This window comes from Desulfovibrio sp. 6_1_46AFAA (genome assembly GCF_000224635.1).
In the GTDB taxonomy this organism is placed as follows: domain Bacteria; phylum Desulfobacterota; class Desulfovibrionia; order Desulfovibrionales; family Desulfovibrionaceae; genus Desulfovibrio; species Desulfovibrio fairfieldensis.
In genome coordinates this window covers 608,822-632,039 of record NZ_JH114301.1, presented here as the reverse complement: position 1 = coordinate 632,039, position 23,218 = coordinate 608,822, and the positions used below count along the sequence as shown (strand labels likewise).

Genomic DNA, 23,218 nt, shown 5'->3' with positions numbered 1-23,218 from the left:
CATGCCCGCATCGCCGGAAAACAGAAATCAGGCCCCCCGCGCCAAGAAAAGCCTGGGCCAGCATTTTTTGCGCCGGGAGGAAATCTGCGACCGTATTGCGGCCCTGCTGCTGCCCCAGGCCGAAGACCGCGTACTGGAAATCGGCCCCGGCCCCGGCGCGCTGACCAGGGCGCTGGAAGCCGCGCCGCACGCCTGCCTGCTGTTGCTGGAAAAGGACCGCCACTGGGCGGCCGAACGGCAGCGCCAGGCCGCTCCGCGCACCCAGGCCGTGCTGACCGACGCCCTGCGCTTCGACTGGCGGCGCATCAGTCCGGAGCACCCTTGGAAAGTCATCGGCAATCTGCCCTATAATGTGGCCTCGCCCCTGATCTGGGATATTGTGTCGCGCGCGGAAGGGCTGAAGCGAGCCGTGTTCATGGTCCAGAAGGAAGTGGGCCAGCGCCTGGCGGCCGCGCCCGGCAACGGCCACTACGGCGCCCTCTCGGTCTGGGTTCAGAGCTACGCCCGCCCGCGTCTGGAATTCGTGGTCGGGCCCGGCGCGTTCAGCCCGCCGCCCAAGGTGGATTCGGCCGTGCTTTCCTTTGAGCCGCTGCCGCCCGAGGCGCAGCCCGCCCATCCCAAGGCCCTGGCCCGCCTGTTGCGGATCTGCTTTCAGCAGCGCCGCAAGCAGCTGGGCGGCATCTTCCGCCGGGCCGGTCTGCCGCAGATGGAAAGGGCTCTGGACCAGGCGGGCCTGGCCCCCAGCCTGCGGCCCGAAGCCTTGAGCACGGATGATTTTCAGCGCCTGTCCTCTTTTTTGGCGCTGAATCTTGACAATCCGCGCTAAAAGAGGTTGAGTTAAGTCCGCTATCATAATGGTATTGCGCGCGGTGGTTTTGCGCCACGGACTTGGGGAGTCAGGCTCGCGGTATCTGTTGGCAAATCTTCAGGAGGATATGCTGATGACTAAAGCTGATCTGGTTGAAAAAATCGCCGCCAAGGCCAATCTGACCAAGGCCGCCGCCGAGCGCGCCCTCAATGCCTTTCTGGCTTCCGTGGAAGACTCGTTGAGCAAGGAAGCCAAACTGACCCTCACCGGTTTCGGCACCTTCGCCGTGGAAAGCCGCAAAGCCCGCCAGGGCCGCAATCCGCGCACCGGCGCCACCTTGACCATTCCCGCCTGCAAAATGGTCAAGTTCCGCCCCGGCAAAATGCTCAAAGACGCCTTGAATTAATTTTTCCCCGCATGCGGCGACACGGCAAGCCCGTACGGGCTTGCCGTTTTTTTCTTGTCCACTGGAAAATGCGCCTTTCCGGACCTTGAGGGCTGTTCAACAATTTTGAAATTGAACCGCTCCAGTGCTTGCTTTTTTTCCAGCCAAGCACTATACAGACTCTTCATATTTTGCAGCGCCGTGCTTTTTACAGCCCGGCCTGTCCGCCGGAGGGGGTGATATTCTTGCCCGGAGTTTTTCTCAACGACGACGATTACAACTTCGACATTGCCTTGCGCCGTTTCAAGAAGCAGGTGGAGAAGGCCGGCATTCTTTCTGAAATGAAGAAGCGCCAGCACTACGAAAAACCGAGCGTCATGCGCAAAAAGAAGAAGGCCGCCGCCCGCAAGCGGTTGATGAAAAAAATCAGAAAAATGAACATGGCCTAGCCCATCCCCACAGCGCGCCATGCCGCGCATTGCGCGGTGCGGTTCCGCTGTCCCGAGGCCATCACGCATTCGGACAGACACTGCGGGAAATCCCTTGGGGATTTCCCGCAGTTTCCGCTTCTTTTCCACTCTTACCCCCGGCACCGCCATGAGCCTATCTGAACAGATCGAGAAAGAATACATCCAGGCCTACAAAGCCAAGGATGCCGTGCGTCTTACCGTGTTGCGGCTTCTGAAAACCGCGGTCAAAAACAAGTTGGTGGACCTTCGGCGGCCCGGCGGCAGCCTTTCCGACGAGGAAATGCTGGACGTCATCATCAAGGAAGGCAAGCAGCGTCAGGATTCCATTGAGCAGTACACCGCCGCCAACCGCGCCGATCTGGCCGAGAAGGAAGCTGCCGAACTGCGAATTTTGCAGGAATACCTGCCCAAAGCCCTCAGCCCCGAGGAACTGGCGGAGATTATCGAGACCACCGTCACCGAGCTTCAGGCCGCCACGCCCAAGGATATGGGCCGGGTGATTTCTGCCGTCATGGGTTCATACAAGGGCCGGGTGGACGGCAAGGCGCTGTCCGAGGCGGTCAAAAAACGGCTCAGCTGAAAACGCGCCTTTTGTCCTCTGGACTGCGTCAGAATGTCGTTTGCAGGCCGGGGTTGCACGGGAAAGTGCTACCCTCGGTCCGCAAGCGACGTCTTCCCTGTCAAAGAACAAAGTCCATGTTTTCAGGGAAACGTTTTGCCGTAGCTCTTTTATTTTTCAATTCCCCTTGGGGGTGTTTCTAGAGCGGATTAACTTTGAAATTTTACAAATTTCAAAGTCGGCATTCCGGCGAAAAATATGGTTATCGTTGCTACTGCTCCCCGTATGGTTCCGTTGTCGCCAACGGGGACAGCCCTTCGGGCTGCCTTCGGTCGCTTTTCCGGAATCCACGCCGCGCTGCTCTCAATGCCTGTACGCCCTTTGGACTACAGGCACGGCCCTACGGGCCGCCCGTCGGGCCGGTCTTCGCGGCGCGCCTCACCGTGTTCGGCGTTAGAGCATTTCAAAGTTGAAATGCTCTAGTGCTGGCGCAACCCTTATGGCACAAAGAAATCATGATTCATACCCGCACTCTCAGTTCCCTCGAATTCGGCAAGATCACGGAATACCTGGCCGGGCTCTGCTGCTCGGGCGTGGGCCGCGAACGCGCCTTGGCCCTTGCTCCCCTGCCGGACTCCGAGGCCGTGACCCTGGCCGCGCGCCTCTATGAGGAAGCCGCCACCTGGGCCGCCCGCCCCGTGGGCGACGGCGGCAAGGGCTTCAGCCTGGCCACCTTTCCCGATGTCGGCGGCCTGCTGCACGCCGCCGAGCGCCCCCAGTCCCGGCCCGACGCCGACGCCTTCTGGGCTCTGCGCGAAGTGCTGCGCCTGGCCCAGAGCGCGCAGGCCGCCATCAATACGCCCGAGGCCCCGCGCCACTGGCCGCATCTGCTGGAGCTGGCCCAGGCCGCGCCCATGCCCGTGCAGCTCACGGCGGCGTTGAGCCGCTGCATTTCCGACGACGGCCTGATCAGGGACGAAAGCTCGCCGGAACTCTATCGTCTGCGCGGCGAACTGCGCCGCCTGCACCAGAGCTGCATGCGCAAGGTCAAGGATTTCGCCCTGCAGTACAATATGCTGCCCTATCTGCAGGACGAGTTCATGACCCTGTCCTCGGACCGCTATGTGCTGCCGCTCAAGGCCAATTTCAAGGGCCGCATGCAGGGCATCATCCACGACTGGTCCCAGACCGGCGAAACCTGCTATTTCGAGCCCATGTTTCTGGTGGAGATCAACAACCGTCTCCAGGAACTCAAGCATGAGGAGCGCGAGGAGGAGCAGAAGGTACTGGCCTATCTGCGCGACCTGCTGGCCGCCGAACTGCCCGGCGCCTGGGCCGCCCTGGACCTGCTGGCCCGGCTGGACGTGTTGCAGGCCATGCGCCGCCTGGCCGATCTGTATGACGGCCGCTGCATCAGCCTCTCGCCGGTGGAGGAAGGCATCAGTCTGCTGGAGGCCCGCCATCCCCTGCTGGCTCTGGCCCGGAGCAAAAACACGGGCGCGGACAAGACCGCCGCCGCGCCGGTCCGGCCCCTGGACATTCTGCTGCGCCCCGGCGAACGGGCCCTGGTTATCACCGGCGGCAACGCGGGCGGCAAGACAGTCTGCCTGAAAACCCTGGGGCTCGTGGTGGCCATGACCCTCAGCGGCCTGCCCGTGCCCGCGGGCAAGGGGTCGCATCTGCCATGGTTCAACCGCATGGACGCCTTCATCGGCGACGAGCAGAGCCTGGATGACAATGTTTCCACCTTCACGGCCCAGATAGACCATCTGGCCAAGGCCTGGAAGCATCTGGACCAGCACGGTCTCGTGCTGCTGGACGAATTCGGCGCGGGCACGGACCCGGCGCAGGGCGCGGCATTAGCCCAGGCGGTCCTTGACGAATTGCTGGACAAACATACCTTTGTACTGGCAGCCACGCATTTTCCGGCGCTCAAGTCCTACGCCCTGACCCGCGAGGGAGCCAGGGCGGCGTCCATGTTGTTTGATCCGGCCACAAAAAAACCGCTGTTCAAGCTGGCCTACGGCCAGGTAGGGGCCAGCCAGGCTCTGGATGTGGCGCGGGAGCACGGCCTGCCCGAAACCATTGTGCACCGGGCCGAACACTATTTGCTGCAGGACGGCCAGGACGCCACGGCTCTGCTGGGGCGGCTCAACGATCTGGCCGCCCGGCGCGAGGAAGAACTGCTCGTCTTGCGGGCGGAGCAGGAAAAAGCCCGCCATGCCGTGCAGCAAAGCCGCGAGCGCCTGGAAAAGGAACGCGTCCGCCTGCACGAGGAAGTGCGCGGCAAGGCCGCCGAACTGATGCGGGCCTGGAAGGAAGGACGGGCCACGTCCAAGCAGGCCCTGAAGGAAATGTCCCGCCTGCGCGCCTCCCTGGCCCCGGCTGTGGAGCCGGAGACGCAGTCCGTGCTGCCCAAACCGCAGCATTTCACGCCGGGTCAGAACGTGCTGCACAGTGTGTTCAACAAGCGCGGCGTGATCACGGACGTGGATGAACGCCGGGGCCGAGTGCGCCTGGACATGAACGGCGTGAATCTCTGGGCCGAGATGAAGGACCTGCGAGAAAGCGGCGGCCAAGCCCCCCAGGCAGCGCCGCGCAGTGCGGTGAAACGCGGGACCGACGAAAACGCCTCCCAGAGCCTGGATTTGCGCGGCATGCGCGCGGACCAGGCTCTGGCCGAAGTGGAGCGTTTTCTGGACAAGGCCCTGCTGGCCGGTTTTTCCGAGGTGGAAATCGTGCACGGACGCGGCACGGGTGCGCTGCGCCGCGAAGTTCACGAATTTCTGCGCGGCTTTCCGGCCGTGGACCGGTTCGTACTGGCCCCGGAGGACAGGGGCGGGGACGGCATGACTATCGTCACATTTCGTTAACCACTGTCGTTACATGAACCTTTTTGACTGCCGATCGCGTCATCGAGGTTGCCTTTATCCGTAGCGCCGCTGCCCTTCTCTGCAGGCCGCATTGCGGCAGAGGCAAAGGCAAGGCGGCAACGCCGCCGACGGCCGAAGCAAACGCGCTTTTTGCCCCGGTCGGGCATGCTACGGGAAGGGCACTCTTCCATCACAAACAACGCGTTTTCCTTGCCGGAAAGCCAAAAATTCTCAGTGTAAGCGGCAGTACTCGGCAAGCGCCCCACGTGGGTGCCTTTTCCGTTTTCCATTGCTGCGTTGACGGCATTCCCCCGCAACGCTAGACCGGAGCACAGGGCTGCATGCAATCCAAAGACGCCATCCGCGCCATCAAGGAGCGCCTGAACATCGTGGACATTGTGCGCCGCTTTGTGGAGCTCAAACGCAACGGCCCGCGCTGGGTGGCCCCCTGCCCCTTCCACCAGGAAACCAAGCCCTCCTTTTCCGTCAATGAGGAACAGGGCATGTTCTACTGCTTCGGCTGCCACGCCTCCGGGGACATTTTTGATTTCTACGGCCGGATCAACGGCCTGGATTTCAAGGAATGTCTGGAGCAACTGGCCGCCGAGGCCGGGATCACCATTGAACGCGGCCGGAGCAACGCCCGCAGCCAGGGCGAGGAGCGGGAGCGCCGCTCGGGCCGCCAGCAGATGCTGCGCATGTATGAGCTGGCCGCCGGGCATTTCAGCGCTGCCCTGCAAAGCCCGGAAGCCGCCGAATGCCGCGAGTATATCGAAAAGCGCGGCCTGAGCGAGGACATCGTGCAGCGTTTCGGCCTGGGCTGGGCCCGGCGCGAATGGCAGTCTCTGGCCGACGCCCTGCGCCGCGCGGGCTTTGACGCCCGTCTGGCCGTGGAGGCGGGCCTGCTGGGCCAGTCCGGCAACGGCCGGGCCTATGACCGCTTCCGGGGGCGGCTGGTCTTTCCCATCAAGAGCCTTTCCAACCAGATCATCGCCTTCGGCGGACGGATCATCGCCGGAGAGGACGAGGCCAAGTACATTAACAGCTCGGACACGCCCATCTATAAAAAAGGCGAGCATCTCTACGGCCTGGCCCAGGCCCGGCGCGGCATCACCACCAAGGGGCGCGCCCTGCTCACCGAAGGCTACATGGACGTGCTCACCCTGCACCAGTTCGGTTACGACAACGCCGTGGGCGTGCTGGGCACCGCGCTGACGCCGGAGCAGATCAAGCGGCTTTCGGGCTTCGCCTCCCAAATGGTGTTGCTCTTCGACGGAGACCGGGCCGGGCGCAAGGCCGCTCTGCGCTCCTGCGAAATGCTGCTCACGCGCGGCCTGGCCTGCAACGTGGTGCTGATGCCCGAAGGCGAGGACATCGACAGCCTGCTGCGCACCGCCGGGCCCGAGGCTTTTGAGGAATTGCAGGCCAAGGCGCCGGACGGGCTGCGCTTCTGCGTGGACGTACTCAAGGCCCTGGCCCCGCGCGAAACAGTGGAATGGGCGCGCAACTTCCTGCGCCAGGTGGAATTGCCTGAACTGGTCAGCCCGTATGTCTCGCGGCTGGCCGGGCATTTGCAACTTTCGGAAAACGAGCTGCGCCAGGGCCTGGCCGCCTGGCACAGCCAGAAACAGGACAGCCGGGGCCGCGCCCCGGCGCAAACGGCCAAACCCAGCCTCGCCCGGCAGAACATGCGCGACCGCCAGATTATGATGTACGCGGTGCGCTATCCCGAACGGCTCGACGACCTGCGCGCTCTCGGCGCGGATCTGACCCTCCAGTCGGCCGTTGCCCGGCGGCTCTGGGACAAGATTGAGGAATTGGGGGAAGAAAGCCCCTATCATCTGGACCAACGCGAAAAAAACTTCTGGACCCTCTGCCGGGGGGCTGAAGCCGCGCCCCGCGACAACGGCGACAAGGAACTGGAATTCCTGCGCCGCGACCTGGACGCCTATTACGCCTCGGCGCAAAAATCGTCTGTTTCCGCAGCCTTACGCGAGAATACCGGTACAGGTGACTTTGCGGCTGATTTGGATTATCTTCGCGCACTGCAGGAAACCTTGGAGAAAGGGCATGAGTAATCTTAAAGATATCCAGCAAATACAATCTCTTATCGCCAAGGGCAAAGGCACGGGCTTTCTGACCTTTGAAGAGGTCAACAAGGCTCTGCCCGTGGAAATGAGCACGCCCGAGCAGTTTGAAGAGATTATCGGCATTTTCGAACAGCTGGAAATCGTCATTGTGGATTCCGAAAAGGACGGCAAAAAAATTTCCGCCACCGCCGCCGAAACCGACGACGACGTGAGTGAAGACACGCTGGACCTGACCGAAGACGAGGAATCAGCCGACTACTCCTCCCGCAGCACCGATCCCGTGCGCATGTATCTGCGCGAAATGGGCGCCGTGCCCCTGCTGGATCGCGACGGCGAAGTGGTCATCGCCAAAAAAAATCGAAATGGGCGAACAGGACGTGCTCTACGCCCTGGTGGAAGTGCCCGTAGCCGTGGAAGAACTCATCAACGTGGGCGAGGATCTGCGCCAGAACCGCGTCAAGCTCAAGGATGTGGTCAAAACCATTGAAGAAGACGACCCCAGCGAAGACGAGATGAACCAACGCTCGCGGGTCATCCTGCTCCTGGACGAAATCAAGCAGGTCTTCAAGAAAAAACGCAAGATCTACAAGAAGCTGGACGACTGTTGCACCCTGGAACGCCGGGTCACGGCCACCCAGAAGGAAATCATCAGCTTCAAGGAAGAGATCGTCACCCGCCTGCGCGACATCAAGCTGGAAAAGACCCTCATCGACCGGATCATCGAGACGGTGGAAGACTATGTGCGCCAGATGCACAACTGCCAGCGCGATCTTTCGGCCTACATCCTCTCCACGGGCCGCACCCAGGTGGAAATCCAGACAATGTTCGACGGCCTGGAAAAGCGCGAGGTCAATCCCACAGAGGCGGCGCGCGACCTCAAGCTCAGCGTTGACGAGCTCTTTTCCTTCAAGGAAATGATCATCGGCAAGATTGAAATCCTCAAGCGCCTTCAGGAAAAATGCTGCCACAATGTGGGTGACCTGGAAGAAGTGCTCTGGCGCATCAAGCGCGGCAATACCGCGGCCATGCGCGCCAAGCAGGAGCTGATCCGCTCCAACCTGCGTCTGGTGGTTTCCATTGCCAAAAAATACACCAATCGCGGCCTGCAGTTCCTGGATCTGATCCAAGAGGGCAACATCGGCCTGATGAAGGCCGTGGACAAATTCGAGTACCAGCGCGGCTACAAGTTTTCCACCTACGCCACTTGGTGGATCCGCCAGGCCATCACCCGGGCCATCGCGGACCAGGCCCGGACCATCCGCATTCCGGTGCACATGATCGAAACCATCAACAAGCTGATCCGCACCTCGCGCTATCTGGTGCAGGAACTGGGGCGCGACCCCACGCCCGAGGAAATCGCCGAGCGCATGGAATATCCGGTGGAAAAGGTCAAGAAAGTGCTTAAGATAGCCAAGGAGCCCATCTCTCTGGAGACGCCCATCGGCGACGAGGAAGATTCCAGCCTGGGCGATTTCATTGAGGACAAGAAGGCCGTGGCTCCGGCCGAGGAAGTCATCAACACCAAGCTCTCCGAGCAGCTGGCCGCCGTGCTGGCGGATCTGACCCCGCGCGAGGAGCAGGTGTTGCGCAAGCGTTTCGGCATTGCGGAAAAGAGCGATCACACCCTTGAGGAAGTGGGCAAGCTCTTCAACGTGACGCGCGAACGCATCCGCCAGATCGAGGCCAAGGCTTTGCGCAAGCTGCGGCATCCGGTGCGGAGTCAGCCTTTGCGCTCCTACTACGAAAACTGATGGCATTTGATTCTTTTTGCCGCTGGCTGTGTTAGGCGGCGCGGCCCGGCTTGGTTACGTAGACAACAGCTTTGGCCGTTGCGACAAAGGAAGCTATGGACAAAGACAGCAACTGGTTACTGCAACTATGTGTGACTAGTTGCTGTCGCCATCCGTAAGCCTCGTGAACTCGGCAACGGCTAGCGCCCGCGCCGGGCCGCTTGCCTGCCGTGCCAGCGACAAAAATTTCTCAAATGCCATTTATTTGCTAAGACGGCACAGGAAAGTAAAATGGCTGCGAGTACAGCGAATTTCAGCAACAGCAAATGGCCCCGCCATGCGGGGAAAGCCGTTCTGCTTCTCCTGCTCTGCTGCCTGCTTCTGCCGTCGGCGGCGCGGGCGGAGGAAGACGCCCTGCCCCAGCCGGAAGGCGTGGTGGCCCGCTGCTTCGACGGTGACACTCTCAAACTTACGGACCGGCGCGTGGTGCGTCTGGCGGGCATCGACACGCCGGAGCTGGGGCGGGACAACAGGAAGCCCCAGTTTTACGCCCGCGAAGCCCGGCAGGAACTGGACGCTCTGGCCAAAGGTCAGAAAGTCCGTCTGTTCGCCGCCGGAGTCAAAAGCAAAGACCGCCACGGCCGCATCGTGGCCGACGTGCGGCTGGAGGACGGCCGGTCCCTGAGCGATCTGATGCTCGAACGGGGCGCGGCCTTTTACTATCCGCATCAGGATCAGAGCCCGCGGTTGCAGGAACGCCTGCGCGGCCTGCAGGAACAGGCCATCAATGCGCGGCGCGGCCTCTGGGCCCATCTGCTCTCCCTGCCCCTGGCGCACCAGAACTACACGGGCAACCGCAATTCCCTGCGCTTTTTTCCGGCGGACTGCCCGGAGGCCCAGCACATCAAACCCCGCAACCGGGTCTATTTCGGCACCCTGATGGACGCCTTTCTGGCGGGCTACGCCCCGGCCAGGGTCTGCCAATTCTGGCCCACCCAGCCATGAGCACCGCTTCCCCCACTCCCCTGCAACAGGAACAGGCCCTGGTCATCTTTTCCGGCGGTCAGGATTCCGCCACCTGCCTGGCCTGGGCTCTGAGCCGCTTTGAGCGTGTCCGGACCCTGGGCTTTGACTATGGCCAGCGGCACAACGTGGAACTGGCCTGCCGTCAGCGTCTGCGTGCGGCTCTGGCGGAACTTGATCCGCTCTGGGCCTCCCGTCTGGGACCGGATACCCTGTTGAATGTGGATATTTTCCGCCAGCTGGCCGACACGGCCCTGACCTCCGAGGCCCCCATCGCCGCCGACGGTCCGGGCGGCCTGCCCACCACGTTCGTGCCGGGCCGCAATCTGCTGTTCATCCTGCACGCCGCTGTCTGGGCCTATGCCAAGAATATCCGCCATCTGATCCTGGGCGTCTGCCAGAGCGATTCTTCCGGTTATCCCGATTGCCGCGACGACAGCATCAAGGCCATGCAGGTGGCGCTCAATTGCGGTATGGACAGCCGCTTCGTCCTGCACACGCCGCTGATGTGGCTGAGCAAGCGCGGAGCCTGGGAGTTGGCCGAGTCTCTGGGGGGGACGGCTCTGGTGGACCTGATTCTGGAAGAAAGCCACACCTGTTACGCGGGCGAGCGCGGCCGGCGTTATGACTGGGGCTACGGCTGCGGGGTCTGCCCTGCCTGCCGCCTGCGGGCCTCCGGTTACGCGGCCTACCGGGAAGCGCGGAAAAACGGAGAACGGGGCCGCACGGAGGTCTGATGTCCAAAAAGCAACTCAGCGCGGCCCAAGGCATTGAAGCGGCCTGCATCCTCTTTCAGCTCAACAGCAAAACCGCCGACATCCTGCGTCTGGCTGAAAATGCTGGGCTGCCTTCCGCGTATGCGCACGGGCCGGAACAGGCCCGGCTCTGCGCCGAATGGCGGGCTTTTGTCCACGCCGTGGTCACGGCCGGGCTCATGCAGCACGCACCCAACAGCGTTCTGGCGGGTTATCTGCGGGAAACAGGCAATCTGCTGCGCGCGGCTGAAACGGACGCGCCCGCCGAAAGCAACAATGCCCCAACAGCGGGAACTCTCGTTCAGGCCGACTTTGTGGACGGCCCTTTTGCCGCCTATATGGCTCTGCTGGGGCACGGCGAGCAGGCCGGTTGCCCGGAGCTCTTCTGCCGCCGCCTGGCCGAAGGGGCAGCGCCCGGCGTTGCGGCCGAACCGGCCGCGGATGCCCGCGCCCAGGCCCGTCTGGCCGCTGCCATGGCACTGGTGATCAGCGCCGTGTGGGATAAGCTGGAAGAGTATGAGATCCTGCCCGATTAGGGGCTGTGATCAACATTCCGGAGTGTTGTTTGCCGACGCCAGCAAGGGAACGTGGTGTTGGAGTAGTCGAGGCATCTTACGGCTGCATGCGGCCTTGGAACACACGGTGTTTCAAGGCCGATCTGTTTTTATTCCCCCGCCTTTTCCCCTCAATCCCCGCGCCGGTTCGCTTTTCCGTAACGGCGGATTCCCCGCAGGCCCCGGACCAGGGGCGATTCCCGGTGAAACAGAAAGAGCGGCAGCACGGCCCCGATAACCAGGGCGCACATGATGAAGAAGGTGGTCAGGCTGTTGTAGACGATGCTTACCAGCAGTTCCTGGCGCAGGGGCATGTCCGCTGTGCCCAGAAACTGCATGGTGGCCAGGATGGCCTTATAGGCGAACATGCCCGGAATCATGGGCAGGAGCGCGGGAAAGGCGAACATCTCCGCCGGAATGTGCCAGCGCCGGGTACACGGCATGCTGCACAGCGAGATCAGCAGGGCCGCGCAGAGTGAGGCGCTGGCGATGCCCACACCTTCCCGCATCAGCGCGAAACGGCCCATATGCCCCACGGCGGCCAGTGCTCCGGCCACAAGCACGACCTTCTTGGGCGGGTTGGAAATGACGGCGAACCCCATGGCCGCCACGGCCGCGAAAAAGCCGTCCGCCAGCATTGTCAGCAAAGGGGTCACAGCGAACTCACCCCCAGCAGGGCCATGGTCAGGGCCAGCCCCAGAGCGATGCAGGCAATCAGAATACTGGCCTGCACGGCCCGGGCAAAGCCCATCAGCGCATGCCCGTCCATGATGTCCAGCATGGCGTTGATCAGGGGAATGCCCGGGATCAAAAACAGCACGCTGGCCGCCAGAGCGGTCTGCGGCGTCGTGCCCCAATGGAACAGCACGCCCGGCGCGGCCAGCAGGGAGGCGGCGAAGGCGCAGAGAAAGAAGACGATCTTGCCGTCCACGCGCCAGCGCACCAGAAGCTGGCGCAGATAAAAACCCGCCAGGGTGGCGATGAAGACCAGGCCCATGGCCGTGGCGTCGCCTTCAAACAAACGGCAGAAGGCGGCATTGGCGCAGGCCACCAGAATGCGCACCAAAGCCGGATGATAGCGCGGCCCGCTTAGGATGGCGTCGAGACTTTGCCGCGCTTCCTCCAAACTCAGACGCTCGTCCACAATGCGCCAGCCCAGAGCGTTGAGGCCCGCCACCTTCTGGAAGTCCGGCGCACCGGCCTTGATGGAGCCCACCGAGGTACGGCGGTCCCGCCCGTCCGCCGAGGTGACGGAGAGCATCAGATGCTTGGGAAAGACCGCCAGATCCACCGCAAAACCAAAGGCCCCGGCAATGCGCACGGCATTGCGGTCCACGCGCGCGGTCTGCGCGCCCAAGGCCAGCAGGGCCGCGCAGAAGACGCGCAGAAAGTCGTTGACCTCCCATGCGCTGGGGGTCTGCGCGACCGGGCCGAGGCTGCCGGAACTTTTGTGCGGGGCACGGGAAAGCGCGGCCGTGGCCGCGCTTTGTTGTGAAGAATCGGACATATCGTGTCTATACTAAAGCAGATTCATTTTGACGGCGGGCAAAGGCCGCCTGCTCACATTTCGTGACAAGGATTTGCAGCTAACAGAGCCGTTGACGCATTTCATGCGTGAATTGCTCTAAACACCTAGGCCGGGCTCTCGTTATCCAGAAACACCCAGTGCAGAATCCGCTTGTGCACACGCAGGCGGTATTCGGCCTGACGCACCAGCCAGGAAGCCGGACTGGAAAGAATCTTCTGGTCCACGGGAATGGCTTCCACGGGCGAAGCGCTGAGCAGCAGGCGCGCGTCGGGATTAGCCTTGCTCATCAGCGCGGCGTCGAGCCGCCAGGAGCCTACATCCTCGGCGCTCATGCCGCCCCGGCAACCGGCAAAGACAAAATTGGCGCCCTTCACGGCTTCCTCCGGCGTTTCCACAAATGTCACCGGGGTTTGCAGCTTGTCCACCACGGCCTTGAGCGGGGCCGGGTCCAGATGCGGGGGCAGGGCCACGCGCAACGCAAAGGGGAAAAAGGCCGTGGCCGCGATGAGGGAATGGAGCGTGCCGTTGGCGCACCCCAGCCAGGAGGCCGTGACGCCCTGCAGATAGCGGGAAGCGCGCAGCATGCAGGCGATGTCGGCCAGGGCGTGGGCCGGATGCGCGTCCGGGCTGCCCGCATTGATGACCGGAAAATTCACATTGGCGGTCCGCATGTCCCAGGTGTTCACCGGCAGGCCGTAGGTGTACAGGCAATCCAGATAATAGCCGAAAATCGGCATCAAATGTTCCTGATAGTCATTGAGCTCCATGCGCCAGGTGCCCTGCTCACCCTCATACACTGTAAAGCCGCCCATCTGGCGTACGGCCGCCGTCACGCAGAGGCGCTCGGACAGGGATTGCTGGGCAAAAATCAGCACGGCCACCCGCTCGGTCATGAAGTCGGTGCGCGCCTTGGCATCCGGAGTGCCTATGGCCTGCTGCACCAGCAACCAGCAGGCGTTCTCTCCCAGATCCTTTATGGTCAGTACATGTCTTGGCATTATTTCCTCCCGTGAGGGGCCGGCACGGGCAATATGCCACGGCCGCATACAATTTGAGTGTAGCAAAGGCAGCCCGGCCCTGTCCAGAAGCCGAACAGCAGGAAACAGCACGATTCAGGCAGGTTGGGGAGTGGAGATCGTCTGGCGTCGTATGGAAAAGCGCGGTGTTGGCGCGGGAACGGAACTCTTTTGGTCCACGAGCCGTGACAACTACGCCCGGACGCGGCATGTTGCCCAACCGATCCGCCATCGTCAGGGCAGACGCATCTAATTCCAGGCTTTGCAGGCCTTTTATTTGCCGTGATGATCCGTCAAAACCAGCCTTTTGTGTGCTGGCTGCGTCATCTGGCGCTTTTTGCTGCTCATGTACTTGAGTACATTCCGCGCAAAAAGCGCCATTTTCCTTGCCGGCACGCAAAAATCTTATTTTTTAGGATTCTCCCGGCACCAGCCATCCGCCTGCGCTTCGCTCCGGCGGAGTAAAGGTAGCTTCGCCTCTTTTTGTTCGTTCCCCGATCTATCGGGGAATAAAGGCTTTTTAGATGTGTCTGCCCTGCCGCCATCGTACGCGACACTTGGGATTATGGCGTTTTTCGGCTATACTGGCAGACAAACTCGCTGACGGCGGATACACCCGAAGGCGGCGCAAAGCCGCGAGGCAACGTTTGTTCAGTAGAATGGAGCGGATATGAAGGCTTTTATTTTTGATCTGGACGGTACCCTGCTGAACACGCTTGAAGACATCGGCCAGGCCTGCAACGCAGTTCTGGCCGCCCACGGCTATCCCACGCATCCCCTGGCGGCCTACCGCCGGATGGTGGGCAACGGCTTCGGCCGTCTGGTACGCAGCGCCCTGCCCCCGGCGGCGCTGCAAGCACTGACGCCCGAAGCGCTCACCACCCTGGTGGACGAGGCTCGCGCCTGGTACGGACGACATATGCACGAGCGCACCTATCCCTATGACGGCATGCCCGAAGCCCTGACGGAACTGGCCCGGCACGGCCTGACCCTGGCCGTGCTGTCCAACAAGCCCGACGACTTCACCCGGACTCTGATCAGCCGCTATTTCCCACAAATTCCCTTTGCCGAGGTACGCGGCGGGCGATCCGGCACGCCGCTCAAGCCCGATCCCGCCGGACCCCGGGCCATCTTGGCCGCGCTGGGCCTGGAGGCCGGGCAGTGCTTTTACGTGGGCGACAGCGACGTGGACATGCTCACGGCGCGCAATACGGGTATGGTTTCCGTAGGCGTGGCCTGGGGCTTTCGCGGCCTTGAAGAAGTGCGCGCCGCAGGCGCGCGACATCTGGTGGACACACCGGCGCAATTGCCGGAACTAGTACTCATGTCGTAACTCGCCATAGGCGATTTACGAGGATCACTGAGCCGGAAAACATGCTTTCCGGCTCTTCCGGCGGTTTTGCCGCCGCGCCGGGCTCTCGCCTGACGAAGGAAGACTATGAAACGACCCATTATTGAGATTGATGAGGAAAAATGCAACGGTTGCGGCCAGTGCGTGCTGGACTGCGCCGAAGGCGCGCTGGCCGTCATTGACGGCAAGGCCCGTCTGGTCAGTGAAGTATTCTGTGACGGTTTGGGAGCCTGCCTGAACTGTCCGCAGGGCGCGCTGACCCTGACCACGCGCGAAGCCCCGGACTTTGACGAGGCGGCGGCCCTGGCGGCCAAGGCTCAGAGGGAGACCCCAAACAGCCCGGACCGGCCCGCGCCGATGATGCCTCCGGCGGGCGGCTGTCCCGGCAGCGCGGCGCGGGTGTTGCGGCCCCTGAACGGGAACGCCGCCGTTCCGGCCGCCCCTGAAGCTCTGCGCGTGGAGCTGCCCACCTGGCCCATCCAGTTGCGGCTGGTGCCGCCGCAGGCCCCCTTTCTGGACGGAGCGCATCTGCTGCTGGCCGCCCATTGCGCGGGCTTCGCCCTGCCCAACCTGCACAAGGACTGGCTGGCGGGCCGCGTGCCGCTCATCGCCTGTCCCAAACTGGAAGACAATACGGTCCTGCTGGAAAAACTGACGGCCATCCTGCGCACCGGGCGCATTGCCGGGCTCACGGTGCTGCGCATGAGCGTGCCCTGCTGCGGCGGGCTGGAGCGCCTGGCCGGACAGGCCCTGGAGGCGGCGGCTTGTGATCTGCCCCTGGAAATCCATGTGGCGCGGCTGAGCTGAACAAAACAAAACCCGGCTTTGGCCACACATCAGGCCAAAGCCGGGAATCAACGGCGCTGACGGCGCCTCGCACGGGGCTGCGGCGCGGGTAAAATTTTTTGTTACGCCTTGACAAAACCTAGCAAACAACTATGTTTTAAGCACGGCTTGATGCAACGACATCGTATATCTGAGGATAAGCACGCTTTGCCTTTGCGCAAGGTCTTGTAAAGGATTGTGGACATGCCCATCAAGATTCCCGCTGATCTCCCGGCCCGCGCCGCCTTGGAAGATGAAAACATCTTCGTCATGACCGAGGACCGCGCCCGCCGGCAGGACATCCGGCCTCTGGAGATCGTCATCGTCAACCTGATGCCCACCAAAATCGCCACGGAAACGCAGCTGCTGCGCCTGCTGGGCAATTCGCCCATCCAGGTCAACATCACCTTGCTGCGCACGGCGGCGCACGAATCCAAGAATACGCCCCTGCGCCATCTGGAGCGTTTTTACAAGACCTTCGCGGAGATCCGCCACCGCAGTTTTGACGGCATGATCGTCACCGGCGCGCCCGTGGAACATCTGCCTTTCGAGGATGTGGACTACTGGCAGGAACTGCTGGAAATCATGGGCTACGCCCAGGGACACGTCTACTCCACGCTTTATCTCTGCTGGGCGGCCCAGGCGGCTCTGTACCATTTCTACGGCCTGCCCAAGTACATTCTTCCGGCCAAGGTCTCGGGCATTTTCTGTCATGAGGTTCTGCATCCGGAATGCCGCCTGTTTCGCGGCTTTGACGACGAATTTCTGGCTCCGCACTCACGGCATACCGAAGTGCGCGCGGAGGACGTGCTCAAGGTGCCCAATCTGCGCGTCCTGGCCGAGTCCGGCGAGGCCGGGCTGGCCCTGGCTGAGAGCCTGGACCACAGCCAGGTCTTCATGACCGGCCATCTGGAATACGATCGGGGCACCCTGGACGCCGAATACCGGCGGGATCTGGGCAAGGGCCTGGACCCCGTGGTGCCCAGGCACTACTATCCCGGCGACAATCCCTCGGCCATGCCGTTGATGACCTGGCGGGCGCACGCCCACCTGTTTTTCAGCAACTGGCTCAATTATTATGTATATCAGGAAACCCCGTTCAGCCTCACGGCCATTTCCAGAAGCCGTGAGACACGGGCGGAATAACCGGCCGGAGCCTCTGTCCGACCAGCGAGGTGCGCATGCGTTTTTCCACCAGAACCCGTTACGGTTTACGTTTTTTGCTGCGGCTGGCGGCCCAGCCCAAGGACAGTCTGCTGCAGCTGGGTCAAGTGGCCCGCGAGGAGAACATCTCCTCGGGCTATCTGGAGCAGATTGTCCGGGCCCTGAAGCCTCTGGGCATCCTGCGGGCCGTGCGCGGCTCGGGCGGAGGCTACGCCCTGGCTAAAGATCCGTCTGAAATCAATATGGAAGATGTCTTTCTGCACCTGGAGGGCGAGATCGCGCCGGTGCGCTGCCTGACCAAGGGGCGGTGCTGCCAGCGTGAACAGCAATGTTCCACACGTGGCTTCTGGAAAGAACTGGACGGCCACATCCGCGGATTCTTGCAGCAGCACACTCTCCGGGAAATCATAGAATCTGAGAAGCATTCCGCTTCAGGAGGCAATTATGTGGAATTATAGCGAAGCCGTGCATGATCATTTCCTGCACCCGCACAACGCGGGCCCCCTGGCCGACGCCAACGCCGTGGGCGAGGTGGGCAGCCTGGCCTGCGGCGACGCGCTCAAGCTCTATCTGAAAATCAATGACCAAGGCGTCATCGAGGACGCCGGTTTTGAAACTTTCGGCTGCGCCAGCGCCATCGCCTCCAGCTCCGTGCTCACGGACATGATCAAGGGCATGACGGTGGACGAGGCGCTCAAGCTGACCAACAAGGACATCGCCAATGCCCTGGGCGGCCTGCCCAAGCAGAAGATGCACTGTTCGGTCATGGGCCAGGAAGCCCTTGAGGCGGCCATCCGCCAGTGGAAGGGCGAGCCGCCCGTGCCCCACGCCCATGAAGAGGGTAAGCTGGTCTGCAAGTGCTTCGGCGTCACGGATGCCCAGATCATCCGAGCCATCCGCGAGAACAATCTGAAGACCGTGGAGGAAATCACCAACTACACCAAGGCCGGTGGCGCCTGTGGTGAATGCCTGGACGAGATCGCCGAAATTCTCGCCACCGAGCTCAAGCAGAAGCCTCTGGCCGAACTCAAGCCCAAGCCGCGCATGACCAACGTGCAGCGCATGCAGCAGGTGCTCAAGACCATTGACGAGGAAATCCGGCCCCAGCTCGCGGCCGACGGCGGCGACATCGAGCTGGTGGACGTGGACGGCAAGCGGGTGACCGTTTCCCTGCGCGGACGCTGCTCGCACTGCCGCTCCAGCGAGGTGACCATCCGCAATCTGGTGGAGCGTCTGCTGCGCGAGCATGTGGAACCCGACATCGTGGTGGAGGAGGCTTAAGCCATGAAGACCATCTATCTCGACAACAACGCCACCACGGCCGTGGCCCCGGAAGTGCTCGCGGCCATGCTGCCCTATCTGGGCGAACTCTACGGCAACCCTTCCAGCATGCACAGCTTCGGCGGCCAGGTGGGCGAAGCCGTGGACACGGCCCGCGAACGCATCGCCGCCCTGCTGGGGGCCGGTCCGGATGAAATCATTTTCACCTCCTGCGGCTCGGAGAGCGACAATACGGCCATCTGGTCCGCCCTCCAGACCCAGCCGGAAAAGCGCCACCTGATCACAACACGGGTGGAGCATCCGGCGGTGCTCAATGTAGTTCAGTACTGGGAGCGCCAGGGCTATCACGTGACCCTGCTCGGCGTGGACGGCAAGGGCCGCCTGGACCTGGACGAATACGCCGCCGCCCTGTCCGACGACACGGCCTTGGTGTCCATCATGTTCGCCAACAACGAGGTGGGCGACATCTACCCCATCCAGGCCATGGCCGAAATGGCCAAGGAACGGGGCATACTCTTCCACACCGACGCTGTACAGGCCGTGGGCAAAACCCCCATCGACCTCAGGCATCTGCCGGTGGACATGCTCTCCCTGTCCGGGCACAAAATCCACGCGCCCAAGGGCATAGGCGTGCTCTACGTGCGCAAGGGCGTGCGCTTCAGACCGTTTCTGCGCGGCGGCCATCAGGAACGGGGCCGCCGGGCGGGCACGGAAAACGTGCCCTACATTGTGGGCCTGGGCATGGCGGCCCAACTCTCCAGCGACCATATGCAGGAAGAGCGCGTCAATGTGGCCCGGCTGCGGGACAAGCTGGAAAACGGCCTGCTGGAGCGCATCCCCGACTGCATGGTCAACGGCGATGTGGAAAACCGCCTGCCCAACACCAGCAATATCGCCTTCAAAAATGTGGAAGGCGAGGCTATCCTGCTGATGCTCGACCGTCTGGGCATCTGCGCCAGCTCCGGTTCGGCCTGCACCTCGGGCAGCCTGGAGCCGTCGCATGTGCTCAGAGCCATGGGCGTGCCCTTCAACTACGCCCACGGTTCGGTGCGTCTCTCCCTCTCCCGCTACACCACGGAAGAGGATGTGGATTACGTGATTGAAAACTTCCCCGGCGTCATTGAAACCTTGCGGGCGATTTCCCCCTTCAAGAACTGATCCGGAATGCGGCAAAACGCCGGAGGGCATGCCCTCCGGCGTTTTCATATGCCTCCCGCAGGACAGACGGTGAAAACGCCCGGCGGCGGGCCATGGCTTACAAAAAAGTGTGCATTACATAAAAACGGCGTACCCGCTTGCCTCCCGAACCACTATGATTTAGTTTTGCTCAGCCCTTCAGGGTATTCTTCCGGTGAGGGCAACAGCGTGAGGCTTTATGCGGACGATCCGTCTTTTTGATTTGCTCAGAGGCTTTTCCACCGCGCTGGACATGGTGACGCCGGCTCTGGCCGGACATCACGCGCGCGTGGCCTATCTGAGCCTGCGCATGGCGGAGAAACTGGGCTACAGCCGACGCAGGCGCAGCCAGCTGCTGACCGCGGCCATCCTCCACGATATCGGCACCGTGCCCTTGAAAACGGAAACCAGGGATCTGGTTTTTGAAATCAACGAGGGCCCCCACTCCCGTGCGGGCTGGGCCTTCTGCAAAACAGCGGGACTGCCGGAGGCCATCCATACCCTGGTCCTCCACCACCATACCCCTTGGAGCACGGCCCGCGCATGCGGTGGGGACGCCCGTCTGGGCAATCTCATCCATCTGGCCGACAGGCTGGACATTGCCCTGCGTGCGCAGAAAAATACGGATTTCACCGCCGTGGCCGAGCATCTTTCCCGCCAGAGCGGCAAGTTCGCCCCACGCTACCTGGAGGCCCTGCGCGCTTTGGCCGAAGACCGGGAGTTCGTAGAACAGGCCGGCCATGCGGAAGCCATGCTCCAACATTTGGGCGAAATCGCCCCCACAGAATGCCTGGGGCCACGGAAATTGCTGAAGGTCTGCGGGCTGTTTTCCCTGATCATCGACTCCAAAAGTCCGTTCACGGCCACCCATTCCAGCGGCGTGGCCTGTACGGCCCGTGCCTTGCTACAGCGCAGCGGCCTGGCAAGCGCAGAGGAATATACCACCATTTTTGTGGCCGGTCTGCTGCACGATATCGGCAAACTGGCCGTGCCCACGGAGATCCTGGAAAAACCCGCTGCCCTCACCCCCGAGGAATTCGCCGTCATTCAGCGTCATGCCGAAGTCGGCCTGGATCTGCTGGGCAGCGTGCCCGGTTTTGCCTGCATCCGGACCTGGGGCGGCCTGCACCACGAGCGGCCCGACGGTTCGGGCTATCCTCTGGGCCTCAGCGGACGGCAACTCCCCCTGCCCGCGCGGATCATGGCCGTGGCTGACGTGTTCACCGCCCTGACTGAGGACAGGCCCTACCGCCAAGGCATGCAGATCGACGATACCCTGACGATCATGCGGGACATGGCCGGTCGGAGTGCCCTGGACGCCGACGTGGTGCGTCTGCTGGCCGACGACGTGGCCCGGATCAATCGGGCCCGCCTTGACGGGCAGCGTAAGGCCGCTGAAAATTTTCAGCAACTGCGCGCCCTGTGCCGCAAGCCGGACAAAACCGGCCCCGAGGGCGAAGCGCCCGTCCACGACGGCGAGCCTTACGGCCACAGAGCATTTTGATACTGTCAAAATATTCCGCGCACGCTTGCTTGACCGTCAAGGAACAATTTCAAGCGCGACAGGCTCCAGGAGCTGTTATGCGCAAGGCAGGATATAACGATGCGTACCACTCTCTTTCTGCTGCTGGCCTGTGGGCTGCTGGCGGGTGCGGCCACGGTTCTGGCCCCCGCCGCGCCCCTGGACTGGATATTGCCGGTTCTGGCCCTGCTGCTGGGCGGCTGCGGCCTGATTCTGCTCTACCGGGCGGTATTCGCCCCGGCAAAGGCGCTGGAACGGGATCTGCTCGGCCTGAAGGAGACCGCCGCCCTGCCCTGCGACGCGGCCTACGGCCTGCTGCGCCCAGTGGCGGACGCGGCGGCCGGACATGCGGAGCTGTTACGGCGCGAACTGGCCCAGGCCCGGTGGGACGCCGAGGAGGCGACCCAGTCGTTGGAGGAGTGGCGCGAAAAATACAAACTGATACAGGCCGGTCAGCAGCTGATCCGCGAGAACTTGGCGGCAAGCGCCACGCGCATCCACATACTTTCCGATGAATTATCCCGCTTGCTGCCTTCCCTGGCCGAATCCGGTCCCGGCGCGGCCCCGGCCGGTGAGGAAGCGCTCTCGCGCCGCGCGCGCGGCGCGGATGCGCTCATCACGCAATTTCTGAAAAAATTCAACAGTGATCTGGATTTTCTCAATGCCTGTCTGGCGCAGGTGGAAAAATTCACCGACATGGCGCAGACAGAACAACCAGCCGTGTTCCGACCCAGCGGCGACGCCATTGTGACCTGGTCCGACAGTCTGTCCACGGGCGTACCGGCCGTTGACGGGCAGCACAAACTTTTGCTTTCCTACATCAACAAGCTGCACCGGGCCATCCGGGACGGCAGGGATGAAAAGACACTGCTGGAAGTGCTGGACGCTCTGGCGGGCTATGCCTTCACCCACTTCAATACAGAGGAAATCTTCTTCAGCCACTCCGACTACCCGGATGTGGAGAAGCATATCCGCGTGCACGACCAGTTCAAGGCCAAAGTGGTGGAATTCCGCGACGCGGTTTCAGACGGCAAGGCCAATGTGGATACGGAAGTGCTGGACTTTCTGAAAAACTGGCTCATTGAGCACATTCAGGGCATGGATGTCGCCTTTGCCCCCTATCTTGCCAAAGCGTCGGGCGACGGTCGGGAATGATTCCGGCCGGACCGAATTTACGCTGAAACACATTTGTTCAGGCGCCGCCATTCTTCACAGCGGCGCCTGAACTTTTTTTATACGCTCATTTTTCGTCATGGCCATTCGCGACAAGGACTGCCGCACGGCGGAAAAGATCGGAATCAGCCCGGCTCAGGCCGCGTTCTTTGCATGCTTTCCTGCAGCGTGCGCCAGCTGACGCCGCTGCTCCCTGTCCAGCAGACGCTGGTTGGAACTGCCCCGGAAGGGCAGATCCAGATCCCGCAGAGCTTCCAGATACGGCCCGTCAATGAGCAGATCGGTCAGCTCCAGCAGGCGGGCTATTTCCGGAGCGTCTCCGCGTTCCGCCCGCGCCAGCAAAGATTCATAGGTATAGCCGGTGTACGTGACCACATCCCCGCCCCGCGCGCGGACCCTCTCGGCCACGGCGCAGAGCGCCGCAGCCTGGAGAAAGGGTTCGCCGCCGGAAAAGGTCACTCCGGCCAGCAACGGATTTTCGTCATACACAGCGAGGAGTTCGTCCACGTCGCGGATGAAACCGCCCTCCAAGCTGTGCGTTTCCGGATTGTGGCAGCCCTTGCAGCCGTGCGGACAGCCCTGGGTAAAGAGCACAAAGCGCAGGCCCGGGCCGTCCACAATGGATTCTTCGACAATGCCGGACAGACGCAGAGACGGGCGCGCTTCACTGTCCGACTGCAACCCCGCCCGCGCGCGGGCCGCAGCGGGCGACGCGGACGCGGTCCGCTCAGGCATGGCGAACCCGGTCATGCTCCTCGGCTCGCTTGGCATTGTTGAAGCGGTCCAGGGTGCCCACCAGATAACCGGTGATCCGGCGGATGCGCTCAAAGCCCATGCCCTGGCCCACCATCTTCTGTTTCGTTTTCGTTTCCTCAAACAAGCGCGATTCCATCAGCATTGCCGCAATCTCCTTTCTGGTTCTGAAAGTTGTAAAA

At 62.3% G+C, this 23,218-nt stretch carries 22 protein-coding genes and 1 pseudogene; 18 read left to right on the top strand and 5 right to left on the bottom strand.

All coding sequences use genetic code 11. From position 1 onward, the window contains the following. The first annotated feature begins 1 nt into the window (after nt 1). The 10 genes and pseudogenes from rsmA to HMPREF1022_RS06145 all read left to right on the top strand — a co-directional run bounded on the left by rsmA (nt 2) and on the right by HMPREF1022_RS06145 (nt 11,229). A complete protein-coding gene (gene rsmA / locus HMPREF1022_RS06190) occupies nt 2–826 on the top strand; it encodes a 16S rRNA (adenine(1518)-N(6)/adenine(1519)-N(6))-dimethyltransferase RsmA (RefSeq protein ID WP_008684898.1) in 825 nt (274 codons plus the stop codon). Nucleotides 827–854: 28 nt separating this feature from the next. Beyond that, nucleotides 855–1,214, top strand: a complete 360-nt coding sequence (locus HMPREF1022_RS06185; protein ID WP_223300001.1) for an HU family DNA-binding protein — start codon at nt 855–857, stop codon at nt 1,212–1,214. A gap of 224 nt (nt 1,215–1,438) precedes the next feature. Then, nucleotides 1,439–1,642 carry a 30S ribosomal protein S21 gene (gene rpsU, locus HMPREF1022_RS06180; protein ID WP_009302365.1) on the top strand — a complete coding sequence of 68 codons (204 nt, stop codon included), beginning with the start codon at nt 1,439–1,441 and terminating at the stop codon, nt 1,640–1,642. Nucleotides 1,643–1,790: 148 nt separating this feature from the next. Next, nucleotides 1,791–2,243, top strand: coding sequence for a GatB/YqeY domain-containing protein (locus HMPREF1022_RS06175; protein WP_035060924.1), 453 nt, complete (start codon nt 1,791–1,793; stop codon nt 2,241–2,243). A gap of 494 nt (nt 2,244–2,737) precedes the next feature. Next, a complete protein-coding gene (locus tag HMPREF1022_RS06170; RefSeq protein WP_009302363.1) occupies nt 2,738–5,095 on the top strand; it encodes an endonuclease MutS2 in 2,358 nt (785 codons plus the stop codon). Nucleotides 5,096–5,436: 341 nt separating this feature from the next. After that, entirely contained in the window at nt 5,437–7,173 is a 1,737-nt protein-coding gene (dnaG, locus tag HMPREF1022_RS06165; protein WP_009302362.1) for a DNA primase, read from the top strand. Further along, nucleotides 7,166–8,936, top strand: a pseudogene (gene rpoD / locus HMPREF1022_RS06160) (RNA polymerase sigma factor RpoD). The gene dnaG and the pseudogene rpoD overlap by 8 nt, the downstream one beginning before the upstream one ends. Before the next feature lie 270 nt (nt 8,937–9,206). Next, entirely contained in the window at nt 9,207–9,920 is a 714-nt protein-coding gene (locus HMPREF1022_RS06155; RefSeq protein ID WP_009302360.1) for a thermonuclease family protein, read from the top strand. After that, the gene (gene queC, locus HMPREF1022_RS06150) at nt 9,917–10,675 is read left to right on the top strand and encodes a 7-cyano-7-deazaguanine synthase QueC (RefSeq protein ID WP_009302359.1); all 759 of its coding nucleotides are present in this window, start codon (nt 9,917–9,919) and stop codon (nt 10,673–10,675) included. Before HMPREF1022_RS06155 ends, queC begins: the two co-directional genes overlap by 4 nt. Further along, nucleotides 10,675–11,229: a hypothetical protein gene (locus HMPREF1022_RS06145; RefSeq protein ID WP_009302358.1), complete on the top strand. Its 555-nt coding sequence runs from the start codon at nt 10,675–10,677 to the stop codon at nt 11,227–11,229. The genes queC and HMPREF1022_RS06145 overlap by 1 nt, the downstream gene beginning before the upstream one ends. Nucleotides 11,230–11,378: 149 nt before the next feature. Here the strand turns inward: HMPREF1022_RS06145 and HMPREF1022_RS06140 are convergent, their stop codons facing one another. From HMPREF1022_RS06140 to HMPREF1022_RS06130, 3 genes are all read right to left on the bottom strand, one after another. Further along, nucleotides 11,379–11,903: a threonine/serine exporter family protein gene (locus HMPREF1022_RS06140; RefSeq protein ID WP_008684911.1), complete on the bottom strand. Its 525-nt coding sequence runs from the start codon at nt 11,901–11,903 to the stop codon at nt 11,379–11,381. Beyond that, nucleotides 11,900–12,754 carry a threonine/serine exporter family protein gene (locus HMPREF1022_RS06135; RefSeq protein ID WP_008684912.1) on the bottom strand — a complete coding sequence of 285 codons (855 nt, stop codon included), beginning with the start codon at nt 12,752–12,754 and terminating at the stop codon, nt 11,900–11,902. Before HMPREF1022_RS06135 ends, HMPREF1022_RS06140 begins: the two co-directional genes overlap by 4 nt. A gap of 125 nt (nt 12,755–12,879) precedes the next feature. Continuing rightward, on the bottom strand, nt 12,880–13,773 hold the full coding sequence (locus HMPREF1022_RS06130; protein ID WP_009302357.1) for a hypothetical protein: 894 nt from the start codon (nt 13,771–13,773) through the stop codon (nt 12,880–12,882). A gap of 688 nt (nt 13,774–14,461) precedes the next feature. Between HMPREF1022_RS06130 and HMPREF1022_RS06125 the strand changes: the two genes are divergently transcribed. The 8 genes from HMPREF1022_RS06125 to HMPREF1022_RS06090 all read left to right on the top strand — a co-directional run bounded on the left by HMPREF1022_RS06125 (nt 14,462) and on the right by HMPREF1022_RS06090 (nt 22,265). Continuing rightward, on the top strand, nt 14,462–15,124 hold the full coding sequence (locus tag HMPREF1022_RS06125) for an HAD family hydrolase (RefSeq protein WP_009302356.1): 663 nt from the start codon (nt 14,462–14,464) through the stop codon (nt 15,122–15,124). 105 nt (nt 15,125–15,229) lie between these two features. Further along, entirely contained in the window at nt 15,230–15,949 is a 720-nt protein-coding gene (locus HMPREF1022_RS06120; protein WP_008684915.1) for an ATP-binding protein, read from the top strand. Between the two features lie 222 nt (nt 15,950–16,171). Then, nucleotides 16,172–17,113 (top strand): homoserine O-acetyltransferase MetA, encoded by a 942-nt coding sequence (gene metA / locus HMPREF1022_RS06115; RefSeq protein WP_009302355.1) that lies wholly within the window; start codon nt 16,172–16,174, stop codon nt 17,111–17,113. Between the two features lie 35 nt (nt 17,114–17,148). Continuing rightward, a complete protein-coding gene (locus HMPREF1022_RS06110; protein ID WP_009302354.1) occupies nt 17,149–17,589 on the top strand; it encodes an RrF2 family transcriptional regulator in 441 nt (146 codons plus the stop codon). Further along, on the top strand, nt 17,576–18,412 hold the full coding sequence (gene nifU, locus HMPREF1022_RS06105) for a Fe-S cluster assembly protein NifU (protein WP_008684918.1): 837 nt from the start codon (nt 17,576–17,578) through the stop codon (nt 18,410–18,412). Before HMPREF1022_RS06110 ends, nifU begins: the two co-directional genes overlap by 14 nt. A gap of 3 nt (nt 18,413–18,415) precedes the next feature. Then, nucleotides 18,416–19,570 (top strand): cysteine desulfurase NifS, encoded by a 1,155-nt coding sequence (nifS, locus tag HMPREF1022_RS06100; protein ID WP_008684919.1) that lies wholly within the window; start codon nt 18,416–18,418, stop codon nt 19,568–19,570. 217 nt (nt 19,571–19,787) lie between these two features. Then, nucleotides 19,788–21,092, top strand: a complete 1,305-nt coding sequence (locus HMPREF1022_RS06095) for an HD domain-containing phosphohydrolase (protein WP_009302353.1) — start codon at nt 19,788–19,790, stop codon at nt 21,090–21,092. 99 nt (nt 21,093–21,191) lie between these two features. After that, a complete protein-coding gene (locus HMPREF1022_RS06090) occupies nt 21,192–22,265 on the top strand; it encodes a bacteriohemerythrin (protein WP_009302352.1) in 1,074 nt (357 codons plus the stop codon). Between the two features lie 153 nt (nt 22,266–22,418). On the opposite strand, the gene nrdG is transcribed toward HMPREF1022_RS06090, so the two are convergent. Next, complete coding sequence (gene nrdG / locus HMPREF1022_RS06085) at nt 22,419–23,018, bottom strand: anaerobic ribonucleoside-triphosphate reductase activating protein (RefSeq protein ID WP_147568346.1); 600 nt, start codon at nt 23,016–23,018, stop codon at nt 22,419–22,421. Further along, on the bottom strand, nt 23,011–23,181 hold the full coding sequence (gene nrdD, locus HMPREF1022_RS18015) for an anaerobic ribonucleoside-triphosphate reductase (protein ID WP_008684923.1): 171 nt from the start codon (nt 23,179–23,181) through the stop codon (nt 23,011–23,013). The genes nrdG and nrdD overlap by 8 nt, the downstream gene beginning before the upstream one ends. Nucleotides 23,182–23,218: the final 37 nt, after the last annotated feature.